Origin of the sequence: Veronia pacifica (assembly GCF_001707825.1) — a bacterium.
GTDB lineage: Bacteria > Pseudomonadota > Gammaproteobacteria > Enterobacterales > Vibrionaceae > Veronia > Veronia pacifica.
The window spans coordinates 1-12,909 of record NZ_LYBM01000004.1; the positions used below are offsets into that span (position 1 = coordinate 1).

The window sequence follows — 12,909 nt, forward strand, 5'->3', positions numbered from 1 at the left end:
GCAGTCTCAGCCAGTGATCAGTAGTCAGGCAGAATGGTGCCTTCATGGTGCACATGTGCAGGTGTACTTTGTCGATCTTGAGCTGTCCTTTGCCGATACTTTATTGTCATTTTGGTGTCAGACTCTGATATCCGCAGCGCCAGAATTCATCCAGCGGTCGATACAGGTTACTGATGCGGGCCTGATCGCTTTTGTCAAAGATGAAAACGGGACGGCTGACTACTGTGTTCCTGCCAAGACAGAACAAAGATTGTCGGTTAGCTATCATCAGACGACACAGGGCTGGCGGTTATGTTCGACTTTCCCTCCCGAGACAACAGACAGTGAAGTGTGTCTATTGGCACAAGGGATCATGATGTCACCAGAGGTTCAGGACAGAAGGCTTGAGGGACAATGTTATACCTTGGCGGCCAATCTGGATTTGATGCATCGCCAACTTAACATTGAGGGTATCTGGGATCAGTCACCAATTGACAGCATCTCAGCGATTCGACAGTCGCTGCGGTCGCTTGTTGACGAAGTACTGGTCGACAAGGCACAGATTATTGGAATCGGCTCGGGCGCAGAGGGGTTATGGCGGACACATTACAACAAATTCAGCCCTGCCTATCATAGTGCCTTGCTTCAAGCCAGTGGCTGCGAAACACAACCAGACTTTTACCATCCAGATGTCACCCGCCTGACGGACATTGCCAGACAGATGCTTAAGGCGTTGGATAATGTTGAAATGTCTTGATACAGAATTGGTGAAAACAGGTCAGCGTTTTAGGTAGCGGTCAAAATCAATATTCGTGACTCCGACGACAGCCTGAATACGGTTATGAACACCCAGCTTTCTCAAAATCGCTGACACATGAGATTTCACTGTGGTCTCAGAGATATTCAGATCGTAAGCAATCTTCTTGTTTGCCGATCCCTGTGCCATCGATTTGAGTACCAGCAATTGCCTGCGAGTCAGGGTGTGCAGCATTTCTGGAGAAAAGCCAGTGTCATTGCGGCTTGTCGGCGGCGAACAGTGATGGTCTGACGCGCGAATAATATCCGCGGGCAGAAAAATATGTCCTGCCAATATTTGTTCGATGGCATCCGCCATTTGCTCTCTCGCAGCACTTTTAGAAATGAAGCCCGCTGCACCATAAGTGATTGTCTGCAAAATGATCTGACGGTTTGTTTCTGCAGAAATGATCGCAACAGGGTGCAGCGGATAGTGATTTCTGAGTTCTAAAAGGCCTTTAAGTCCGGCCATGCCCGGCATGTTGAGATCAAGCAGGATTAGGTCAATATCAGCATGGCTTTCAGCCATGGCCAGGGTTTGATCAATTTCATCTGATTGCAGGATCTCGGCGTCCTGAAATCTTGAGCGAATCACTGAAACCAACGCATCCCTGAATAAAGGATGATCGTCAGCAACAAGAAACTTTGGCATATCTGCTCCCTCTGCTGTGAATAGTACCTCTGCCAGCCAGCAAAATTTCAACCATAAGAAACTGATTGCATTGAGGTTAAATGAATTCCGGTGATTACCTTTCTTTATCAGGAAGTGTAGTTATGTCCGTATAAGTTAAAGGGCTTAAGGCGTATCAGTTGTGAGAAGTGAAAGAAGTTAAGACAAGAGACGACCTAATATCCTTCTTACGGATGAGGTTGAAGTTCTAAGCTGCAAGTACACTTTTGATGTTGTTGTCTGTGACTGTCAGCTGCAAGACATGCTTTGTGAGAGCAAGCGCGAGTTTTGTATCTACCCCATGACAGTGGCAAGGTATCAGCGAGTTGTCGGAGGAGTTTCAATATGGTCAATCACGCCAGCATTCCCATCGTAAAGCAGGAATCGATTTATAAAGCAGAGACCTATCAGCTTGACCCTATCAAAGCCTCACGGGAACTCGCCCGCCAACTGGACGCTGAGGATATTGGCTTCATTCTGTTTTTCTGCTCGTCGGCTTATGAACTGAGTGCACTGGCTCCTGCGATGGATGACGCGTTTGCTGGGATCTCCGTCATGGGCTGCACCACAGCCGGAGAGATCACCAGCCAAGGCTACTCAGAAAGCAGTATCAGTGCGTTGGGATTCAGCCGGGATCTCTTTACAATTTGTGGTACTCGTGTGCCATTGAGTGACTTTGATCTGCAAAAAGCACAGCACTGCGTCAATTCGCTGGTGTCCTGTTGCAGTCGAGATCAGAAGGCACCGATCAACGACAATACTTTTGTGCTGACCTTGATTGATGGCCTCTCGCCCAGTGAGGAAAACTTTCTCGTCACGCTGGATACCGCACTGGGCGGTATTCCACACTTTGGCGGCTCGGCCGGAGACGATCAGAATCTGGCAAACACTCATGTCTATCATCAAGGGCAGTTTTATTCCGAATCAGCCATCGTGGTGATGTTTAACACCCTGTGTCCGTTTGAGGTTTTTACAACCCACCATATTGAGAGTCTCGACAGCAAGCTGGTGGTTACCCGCGCTGATTGTGAGCATCGCCGGGTCTATGAGTTTAATGCTGAACCCGCTGCTGTCGTTTATGCGCGTGAGATTGGCGTGTCGCTTGAGGATTTAAAGCCACAGGTTTATGCCACCAATCCGCTGGCCGTGATGATAGGTGATCAGTACTTTGTCCGGTCGATCCAGAAAGTGAATGATGACCTCAGTCTGGATTTTTACTGTGCGATGGATGATGGCGTCGTGGTCACGGCGATGCGTCCGGGCGATATTTTTGCCAACCTCTCGAAGACGCTGGACAGTGCGATTGAGCGGCTGGGTTCAATCGAAGTCACACTTGGTTGCGACTGTTTTTTACGTCGGTTAGAAATTGAACATAATATGGCATTAGCCAGTGCCCGATCTGCGTTGAGAGATTATCGTATCGTAGGATTTAACACCTATGGTGAGCAACTCAATGGTATCCATATGAACCAGACCCTGACTGGTGTGGTGATCGGTGAACCCAGTGACGTCGGTGATTCCTCCAGCGTTTTAACAGACACCGCGCTCAGGGCGGGTTGAGGGTGACAGATAGTAAGCAGGCTCTTCAACAACAACTTGATGCGCTTCGTCAGGAGAATGACCGACAGAAGAAGATTATCGATTCTCTGATCCACAGGGTAGAGAAGGGCAGTCGTCCACATGGGGATGCATGGAGCGCATTCCAGCATTCCGTGGTACTGGCTGATCAGGTCAGAGAGAAAACAGAAGCCCTCAACAATACTCTGCAAGATCTCGCCCTGATCAATCATCAGCTTTCGGCGGCCAAATCTGAGGCCGAGCAGGCGCAACAGCGTTTTGTTGATGCCATCGAATCTTTTTCTGACGCCTTTGCCCTGTACGATGAAAACCGCCGGCTGGTGTACTGTAACAGCCATTACCTTAACTTCTGGTCACAGCAGCCTTTTGTGATTGAGCATCAAGCGTTGGCACCGGAAGACATGTACATGCTGGCGATTGAAAAAGGCATGATCGAGCACGTCGAGGAAAGCTCCAGAACACCTGAAGAGCTCACTGTCAGATTGTGGGATCAGCGCTGGGTTAAAATCAATCAGAGAAAAACCAGTGAAGGTGGTTCGGTCATGCTGTATACCGACATCACTGAGTTAAAGCTGGCAGAGACCGCCCGTTTCGAGGCGGCAATGGCAGAGAAAAGCCGGGTGCTCCAGGCCATGATCGATAACCTCTCCCAAGGAGTGTTGATGGTGGATGGAGATGACCGAATAAAAGTGTTCAATCGCGCCTTTATTACCATCAGTGGTATTGAAAAGCCCCCTCTGGCTGGTGAAAAGATTGCAGACCTCTGCCAGACGTCACTGCTCAAGGTTTCCCGTATTGCCTCCGAAAAAATCCACAATCACGATGTACAGATACAGACGTTGGCCGATGGCAGGGTGATTGAAGTCCGTAGCCATTCGATGGGAGGTGACGCGTATGTTAATACCTACACTGACATTACGCAGGGTTATCAGGATGCCAGAGAGCTTCGTGAAAACGCTCAGTGGCTGCGCCTTATCACGGATAATGTTCCTGCACTGATTGCTTATGTCGGGGCTGACCTCGACTATCAGTTTACCAACCGTGCATATGATGAATGGTATGGCTTCGCGCGGGGCAGCCTGATTGGTCAGCACATCTCAGTACCGCGCGGGCCGCAGCGGTTCAGAGCGCTCAAGCCCTTTATTGAAAGGGCACTGGCGGGCGAAACCGTGATGTTTGAGTTTGAAGATAATGAAGACCCGAGCGGACAGCCACGTTTTGTAGTGAAAAGTTTGGTGCCAAACAAAGATGCCCGAAAAAAGGTCACGGGTTTGTTCGTCCTTAACTGGGACATCACCGAGCGCAAGCGGCATGCGGAACAACTTACCCAGTCTTACCAGACACTCGAAGCCAGAGTTCAGGAACGTACAGCGCAACTTCAACATGTTAACTACAAGCTGCAAAGCGAGGTGGAGGAGAGACGGGAAGCGCAGGCCAGATTACTGGAAGCCAAAAAGGATGCCGAGCACGCTAACCTGTCAAAAACTAAGTTTCTTGCCGCTATCAGCCATGATCTACTGCAACCCCTGAATGCTGCTTTGCTTTACCTTGGTTCTCTTCAGACACTACGTATGTCTTCCTCTGTTCGGCGGGTGACGGAAGCGTTGTCTTTCTCACTCCGTGACGTAGAGAGTTTGATCACCACGCTGGTGGATATATCCAAGCTGGATGCAGGCGCGGTTACCGCAGATAAGCAGTCGCTGCCGATGAGTGATTTGCTCGATAATCTGGCCGATGAATTTGGGGTGTTGGCAGAAAAGCTTGATGTGGATTTTCGCTATGTCAGTACTCATGTGTCTGTGTATACCGACCCACAGCTACTTGGTCGGATTGTCCGTAATCTGGTGACCAATGCCTTGCGATACGCCCCGAGAGGGCGGGTATTACTGGGATGCCGCAGGCGGGAAAATGGTGTGTCAGTCGAAGTGATCGATACTGGGGTTGGGATCCCGGCAGAGAAGCAGCGGGAGATCTTCCAGGAATTCTGTCGTCTTGATCCCAAGCATGATACGCACCATCACACCCAGCTCGGTCTTGGACTGGCGATTGTTGATAAGATCTCTCGTGTACTGGGGCACAACGTCAGTGTCAGATCAGAGTCGGGTAAAGGATCATGCTTTTCTGTGCTGGTGCCCTTCGGCGTGCAGCACGACCTTGCTGTGGCGCAGAAAAAACTACCCATACTGGATCAGGGGGTCGCCCTGCAGGGAGCCAGAGTCTGGGTGATCGACAATGACCCCAACATCTGCGCTGCCATGTCTGAGCTCCTGACACTCTGGGGATGTGAGGTCATTTCTGCCAGTTCGTTGTCCGATCTGCAGATGCAGTGCGATTTGGCGAGGACTCCGGTCGAATTGCTCGTGGTTGACTATCATCTCGACGACGGTGAGAACGGCATTGACTTGGTCACTTTCATTAACAGTCAGCGAGTCAGGCCCGTGGCTACCCTTTTAGTGACCGCAAATCGTAGCGAGGCGCTCAGCCAGCAAGCCAGAGAATCCGGATATCTGGTGTTGTTCAAACCCGTTTCTCCAATCCGGCTTAAAACAACGCTGATTCATCTTATTAAACAGCATAGCCACACTCCTCCTGAGCTTGTCACACAGAAAAATAGCGATTCTTCGCCCGTCTAATAGCCACTAGTCATCGAAAGACAGCCTTTTTTACTGCTCATCTCATTCAGCAATCATCCTTTACATTCGTTAAAAACCCTAATTAATGTCAGGTCTCACAAACGGAACGACCAATCCGGCAGGTATAAAACACACTGACTAAGCTTAATGTGAGCAATGTTTTACACAAAACAGCTAGTTGAATTGTCACTACTGTTTTGTTTCATTGAAGGAAACGACTTATGACTAAAACAGAACTTCGTGACCTTTTTAGCCAGCAAATGCTTGTTGAGGCGGTGGTTGAACCCTCATTGACTTCGGGTGGGTGGATTGTCGAGTTCAGGCATGCGAGAGGGGGACTGGTGCCTCTTACTGATGGAAAAGGTATCGAGCAGTGTTTTCAGGATGTTGACTTGGCAACAGAAAATGCGCTGGATATTGGTTTTCATCAGGTTCGAATCGTAGACAGCGATTGATATCTTAATACTTATTCTTAAACCTATTCTCATCGGTCAGCGCGACGTATTCATGTCGCGCTGATTTTCTTACCATTAGTTATAAAACATGCAGATCTATTCTTTCTAGTTATTACGGTCAATAGCTACCCTATGGTCACACTAGCGCGCGTCCCCCACGTCGTGCCGGAAAGAAGAAGGAATGTCGTGTCATGTTACTAAAGGATCTTTCTGCCCTCGCAAGCCCACTTAATGATCAGCAAATTGGTCAGTTGCAGCAGGCGGCGGCGGAGCTCAGCCCGCAACAGCTCGCCTGGATTAGCGGTTATTTCTGGGGCCTGAGTCAGACGCCTGTGGGTGCGTCCGCAGGTGCTCAGGTTGCAACTGCTGCCGCTGCGGTACCCGCGGGTAAGCTGACCATCATCTATGCCTCACAGACAGGTAACGCCAAAGGTGTTGCCGAATCGCTCGAAGAGCAGGTTAAATCCGCAGGCCTTGATGTGGCGCTTTACTCTGCAGATGATTACAAACCACGTGAACTGGCTAAAGAAACGCACGTGGTCATTGTTGCCTCGACAAACGGCGAGGGTGAGCCGCCCGATAACGCTATTTCATTGCATGAATTTCTTCAGTCGAAGAAAGCCCCAAAACTCGACAAACTGCAATATGCCGTTATTGGTTTAGGTGACTCAAGCTACGAGTTTTTCTGCCAGACGGCGAAAGACTTTGACAGCTATCTGTCAAAACTGGGTGCGACAGCCATGGTTCCGCGTGTCGACTGCGATGTTGACTACGAAGAGGAAACAGAAAGCTGGGCGGCTACCATTGTTAAAGAAGCGCAGGAGCGCCTCAAGTCTGGTTCGGGTGAAGTTGTCGTGCCACTGCATGCGACAGCAGCCGCTGTGGCTTCCGCATTCAACAAAAAGAACCCATATCAGGCAGAGTTACTCACTAACCAGAAAATCACCGGACGCGATTCTGGCAAAGATGTCCGTCATATTGAAATTGACTTGGGTGAATCCGGTATTACTTATCAACCCGGTGATGCCTTGGGCGTATGGTTCAAGAACTGCTCTGATCTCGCGGGAGAGATCCTGTCGACTGCTGGCCTGAATGGCGATGAAACTGTGGATGTTGGCGGTGAGTCTCTGTCGCTGAAGCAAGCGCTGACCGAAAAATTTGAAATCACTGCATCGAACCCACAACTGGTAGAGAAATACGCTGAACTGTCTGGCAGTAAGAAGCTTGAGAAGCTGGTGGCAGACAAAGATAAGCTGCGTGACTATGCCAATAACACTCAGGTAGTCGATGTACTGAAAGAGAAGAAAACCAAGCTCAGTGCTGAGCAGCTGGTAGGCCTGCTGCGTAAACTGACGCCGCGTCTGTATTCTATTGCTTCCAGTCAGGAAGAAGTTGGCGAGGAAGTCCATCTTACCGTCGGCGTAGTTGAATATCAGCAGGGTGATCAGACCCGTTTCGGGGGAGCCTCAAGTTTCTTGGCTCATAGAGCTGACGATGAAATTATTGGTGTATTCATCGAGCACAACAATAACTTCAAACTGCCTCAGGATGACAATGCACCTGTGATAATGGTAGGGCCGGGCACAGGTATTGCACCGTTCCGCGCCTTTTTACAGGAGCGTGACGCACGCGGAGCAGCAGGCGAAAACTGGCTGTTCTTTGGCGACCGTACCTTCACTCAGGATTTCCTGTATCAGGTGGAGTGGCAACAATTCCTCAAGTCGGGCACCTTGAACAAAATTGATGTTGCCTTCAGCCGTGATCAGGCCGAAAAAATCTACGTGCAACACAAGCTTCTTGAGAATGCCGAGGAGCTGTGGGCGTGGCTCGAAAAAGGCGCGTATTTTTATGTTTGTGGTGATGCCACTTACATGGCAAAAGATGTCCATGAAGCCCTCATTACTGTTGTGGAACAACAAGGCGGAAAGAGCCGTGAAGACGCAGAGAACTACTTAAACGAACTGCGCAAGGCGAAGCGTTATCAGAAGGATGTGTACTAATGAGCGATCAAAATATCTTAGGCGAAAATCTTGGTCCGCTTTCGGATAATGAGCGCTTAAAAAGGGAAAGTAACTTCCTGCGCGGGACGATAGTTCAGGATCTGGGGGACAGAATCACTGGTGGCTTCACCGCTGATAACTTTCAGCTGATCCGTTTCCACGGAATGTATCAGCAGGATGACCGTGATATCAGGGCGGAGCGTGCCAAACAAAAACTTGAGCCGCTTCAGAATGTGATGCTTCGTGCCCGTATGCCGGGTGGGGTGATCAAGCCAGAACAGTGGTTAGCCATTGACAAGTTCGCCACTGATCACACCATGTACGGCAGTATCCGCCTGACAACCCGTCAGACCTTCCAGTTTCACGGTGTTCTCAAGCCAAATATCAAGCTGATGCACCAGACGCTGAACCAGATTGGCATCGACTCCATCGCAACGGCAGGCGATGTTAACCGTAACGTACTGTGTACCACCAACCCTGTTGAATCTGAGCTGCATCAGGAAGCCTATGAATGGGCGGCAAGGATCAGTGAGCACCTGCTACCAAAAACCCGTGCTTACGCGGAGATTTGGCTGGACGGTGAGAAGGTTGAAGGGCATCAGGATGAAGAGCCAGTATTAGGTTCCAATTATCTGCCACGTAAATTCAAAACCACTGTGGTGATCCCGCCGCAGAACGATGTTGATGTTCATGCAAATGACCTTAACTTCATTGCTATGTCTGACAACGGCAAGCTGGTGGGCTTCAACGTCTTGGTCGGTGGTGGTCTCGCGATGACTCACGGTGACACTTCAACCTATCCGCGCCGTGCTGATGATTTGGGCTTTATTCCACTGGATAAAACCCTTGATGTTGCCGCTGCCGTAGTCTCGACACAGCGAGACTGGGGTAACCGTAGTAACAGGAAGAATGCAAAAACCAAATACACACTGGATCGCGTTGGAACAGAGGCCTTTAAAGCTGAGGTCGAAAAGCGTGCCGATGTGAAATTCGAGCCAAGCCGTCCCTTCGAGTTTACCGGACGTGGTGACCGTATTGGGTGGACACACGGCATTGATGGAAAATACCATCTGGCACTGTTCATTGAGAATGGCCGTTTGCTCGATTACCCCGGTAAACCGCTAAAAAGTGGTGTAGCTGAAATCGCCAAAATTCACACAGGTGATTTCAGGATGACGGCAAACCAGAACCTGATCATCGCAGGTGTGGAAGAAGCTCAGAAAGACATCATTGATAAAATTGCCCGCGATCATGGCTTGATCGATGATGGGGTGAGTGAGCAACGCATGAACTCTATGGCGTGTGTTGCCTTCCCAACCTGTCCTCTGGCGATGGCCGAAGCAGAGCGTTTCCTGCCAGGTTTTGTCACTGACATTGAAGGCATTATGGCTAATCATGGTGTGGGTCATGAACACATCATTCTTCGGGTCACAGGCTGTCCGAACGGATGTGGACGAGCCATGCTTGCGGAGATTGGTCTGGTGGGTAAAGCACCCGGCCGTTATAACCTCCACTTAGGCGGCAACCGTGAAGGTACCCGTGTCCCTAAGATGTACAAAGAAAACATTACTGATAAGCAGATCCTTGAGGAAATTGATTCTCTCGTTGGTCGTTGGGCGGCTGAACGTGAGGGGGATGAGTGCTTTGGTGACTTTGTTATTCGTGCTGGAATCATCGCTGAAGTGAAAGTATCCGTGAGGGATTTTTATGCCTGAATTTACATTATCGTCGCTGCTCGATCTCACCAAAGCGCAGCAGGTGATGGCGCTGGCAGAGATCAACGCCGAGCTGGAAACATTGAGTGCGCAGGAACGTGTGCAGTGGGCGTTGGAAAATTTGCAGGGTGAGTTTGCCCTGTCATCCAGTTTTGGTATTCAGGCCGCCGTTATGTTGCATCTGGTCACTCAGGTCAAACCTAACGTGCCTGTTATCCTGACTGATACGGGCTACTTATTTCCTGAAACCTATCAGTTTATTGATGAACTGACTGACAAATTGTCATTGGACTTGCGCGTATATCGTGCCGAGCAAAGTGCTAACTGGCAGGAAGCACGTTACGGTAAGCTATGGGAGCAAGGCGTCGAGGGTATTGAGAAATACAACCGCATCAACAAGGTTGAGCCAATGCGTCGCGCCCTTGATGAGCTTAATGTCAGCACCTGGTTCTCTGGTCTGCGTCGTCAACAGTCGAGTACCCGGGGTACCTTGCCTGTACTGGGTATTCAAAATGGTGTGTTCAAGTTTTTGCCTGTCATTGACTGGAGCAATAAAGATGTCCATCAATATCTGACTGACAATGACTTGCCTTATCACCCGCTGTGGGAGCAAGGTTATGTATCGGTTGGGGATGTACAGACAAGCCGCAAGCTTGAAGCTGGCATGACAGAAGAAGAAACCCGTTTCTTCGGCCTCAAGCGAGAATGTGGTTTGCATGAAGATGACGTGACTGATGGTGCGGGTATTTAAGCTCTGTTATCACGTAAAGAAAAAACGGTGCCAATTGGCACGTTTTTTTGTGTCTAATTTGTATCTTCTGATCTTGAAACACAGGAAAAAAGATATTTCGTATCTATATGAGCGCGTTTTCCGCCAACCATTTCTCCTTGAAAGTACACTCCGTTTGCATAAATTTTTCTATTAGGCCCCCACCTCAGCACGTCAGGTGCCTCGTAGTCAAAAAACGTCGGTCTGTTTGGTACCCAGTCACCCGTCTCTCGCATCATCGGGAAAGTGCCATTGCGGTAATAATTAGAACAGAATTTTTGTGCATCAATTGGTTTCATTTTGACGTAGTCGACCACACCATGATGGTACTTTTCAGCGAAGAGTTGCCAATCACGGTCATCCAGTGTCATCAGTTGTTCCCAGGTGATCGGCCAAAAGAAGGTTTTGGTTTTTCCGCCCTTGGTCACTTTGAGTTTCACTTTGTACGGGAAGGCGATACGTGTCGGATCATTTGCATCAAAGACACGCGCTAGTTTTCCTTTGAAAGACTGATTGTCGAAAGTCAGGAGTTTGTTATTGCTGTAGGTTTTCATTTCCCGACAGATATGATTTTGCTTACTATTAGGTTCCCCATTCAGGTCAATACAAAACAGCACTGGCTGACCTCTGAACAAAGAGGCCAAAACACTCGTTCCATCAAAAGGTGCAGGTGAGTTTGGATTCACGCTATTGAAAGCCCACATACCGCCATCCATTGACTCCCAATTTGATGACTTAAATGACGGATAACCCTTGAGTACGGGTACTACTTTACCCGTTTCATCGAAACGACCTTTACCTTCAAACCATGCGATATCTTCTTTAATACAGGTCTGACTGCCCGGACTGGTTGCATCATGTGGGGTGACACAAAACTCGATGGTATTTCCTCTTCCCTCATCCCCTTTCTGAAGCGTGTAGGAAAGATCATGACTTACGATTTCGTAATCGTTAGTGTCAGTTTCTCTATGGATCCGCCATTCATACATTGAATTTGATTCTGGGTCATGGTTCTTATCAAAATATTGATAACTACCAGTAACTTTGTGACCCTCAAATTTCGCCCCTGAAATATGAAGCTCAGTTGCTTCAGGGGCTGATGGATCGCTGCTGTAAATAAGTGTTCTTTGATTACAGGTCTCTTCGCCTGCTTTCGGGCTACCAGTTTTGGAATACGGCGTAATACACCCTTTCAGTGTGTTGAGCGCCATATTTTTATCAGGTGTGAATGTTTGGCCATGATTTGATTGTTTTTGATCACCCACGTACCAAGTAAAAAGCGATTTTGACGTGTCCTCTTCATCACCATCCTCATCATTGAATGTGTATTTCAATGCCACTGTTTGACCGGATTTGACAATTCTGCCAAAGTCTTCAACGTCGGCTGTGGGGGCCAATCCATCTATGGGTTGTATGGTATATGGCTGAGAGCAAGCTACCAGTGCACCGCTATCTTTTTTTTCCACACATGCTTCAACAGAGTTACCCTCTTCTTTCCTGCTATAGGGGTAATATTGACCCACTGGGGCACTATAATCTGCTTTAACTGTTCGCCAAATATACTTTATCCCATCAATGGGTAAGTTTTGGTATTTGTCATAGGCGAATAAACGTAACTCACTCTTGTCATCGGAAATAACGATCTGAATAGGCTCAGGTTTTGGTTTTTCAATGATCAGAACTGGCTCGCTGCATTGCTGCTCACCCTGCTTTCGATCGCCCCGATTTATCGGCGTTACACAGAATTTTATTGAGTCATCGACCAGCGTATCATCGTCACCCACGGTATAAGTTTTGTTATAAGAGATCGTGGTGTGGTTGCTGGTTTCCCAGTGGAAAGATGAACCATCCAATGAAGTGGGTATGCTGGATGAGAAAAATTCATAGCTGCCTTCGAGAGTTTCACCGGGAAATACAGTTGTCGTGCGAGGTGAGATGTCTACATTGATGGCTTGAGGTATATCAGAATGGCTTCTTGCCTCGGGGGGAACGGATTGCGCTCCACTGCCGCCACCGCCACCGCAAGCACTGAGAAGACTTAGGCTCAAAAGAGTACACAGTTTCGTTTTCATTGAACGTACCTAGTTTCTGGAAAGAGTGATGGAAATATTTTGGTTTCTATAGTCCCTAGATAAAAAACGAGCACTTTTTGTCGCTCAATAAATCACCGTCCAATTGACTGTGGTCGGGAATATAAAACATCGTTTCTTTTAGGTAAAGAGATTTTAGGATTAATTTTTGTTCACTGCGGGAGTCAGCGGTTTATATGGTGGTTTTAGAAACGAGAGGTGTAAAAAAACCGGAAGCAAAGCTCC

The 12,909-nt window shown here is 48.6% G+C and carries 9 protein-coding genes; 7 read left to right on the plus strand and 2 right to left on the minus strand.

The genetic code is table 11. The annotated features are described in order from the left end of the window. Nucleotides 1-736: hypothetical protein (locus tag A8L45_RS24390; RefSeq protein ID WP_175401897.1), on the plus strand; the 736-nt coding region annotated here is incomplete at its 5' end. Nucleotides 737-757: 21 nt separating this feature from the next. On the opposite strand, the gene A8L45_RS03715 is transcribed toward A8L45_RS24390, so the two are convergent. After that, nucleotides 758-1,426, minus strand: coding sequence for a response regulator (locus tag A8L45_RS03715; RefSeq protein WP_068899382.1), 669 nt, complete (start codon nt 1,424-1,426; stop codon nt 758-760). 363 nt (nt 1,427-1,789) lie between these two features. Here A8L45_RS03715 and nosP point away from each other — a divergent pair, with 363 nt between their 5' ends. From nosP to A8L45_RS03745, 6 genes are all read left to right on the plus strand, one after another. Next, on the plus strand, nt 1,790-3,004 hold the full coding sequence (nosP, locus tag A8L45_RS03720; protein ID WP_068899383.1) for a nitric oxide-sensing protein NosP: 1,215 nt from the start codon (nt 1,790-1,792) through the stop codon (nt 3,002-3,004). Between the two features lie 2 nt (nt 3,005-3,006). Further along, nucleotides 3,007-5,655, plus strand: a complete 2,649-nt coding sequence (locus A8L45_RS03725; protein WP_068899384.1) for a hybrid sensor histidine kinase/response regulator — start codon at nt 3,007-3,009, stop codon at nt 5,653-5,655. Nucleotides 5,656-5,876: 221 nt separating this feature from the next. Then, entirely contained in the window at nt 5,877-6,110 is a 234-nt protein-coding gene (locus A8L45_RS03730; protein WP_068899387.1) for a thymidylate kinase, read from the plus strand. Nucleotides 6,111-6,301: 191 nt separating this feature from the next. Beyond that, nucleotides 6,302-8,110 (plus strand): assimilatory sulfite reductase (NADPH) flavoprotein subunit, encoded by a 1,809-nt coding sequence (locus A8L45_RS03735; protein ID WP_068899389.1) that lies wholly within the window; start codon nt 6,302-6,304, stop codon nt 8,108-8,110. Further along, nucleotides 8,110-9,825: an assimilatory sulfite reductase (NADPH) hemoprotein subunit gene (gene cysI, locus A8L45_RS03740; RefSeq protein ID WP_068899391.1), complete on the plus strand. Its 1,716-nt coding sequence runs from the start codon at nt 8,110-8,112 to the stop codon at nt 9,823-9,825. Before A8L45_RS03735 ends, cysI begins: the two co-directional genes overlap by 1 nt. Then, entirely contained in the window at nt 9,818-10,576 is a 759-nt protein-coding gene (locus A8L45_RS03745; protein ID WP_068899393.1) for a phosphoadenylyl-sulfate reductase, read from the plus strand. Before cysI ends, A8L45_RS03745 begins: the two co-directional genes overlap by 8 nt. A gap of 53 nt (nt 10,577-10,629) precedes the next feature. On the opposite strand, the gene A8L45_RS03750 is transcribed toward A8L45_RS03745, so the two are convergent. Further along, nucleotides 10,630-12,666, minus strand: coding sequence for a hypothetical protein (locus tag A8L45_RS03750; RefSeq protein WP_068899395.1), 2,037 nt, complete (start codon nt 12,664-12,666; stop codon nt 10,630-10,632). Between the last annotated feature and the right edge of the window lie 243 nt (nt 12,667-12,909).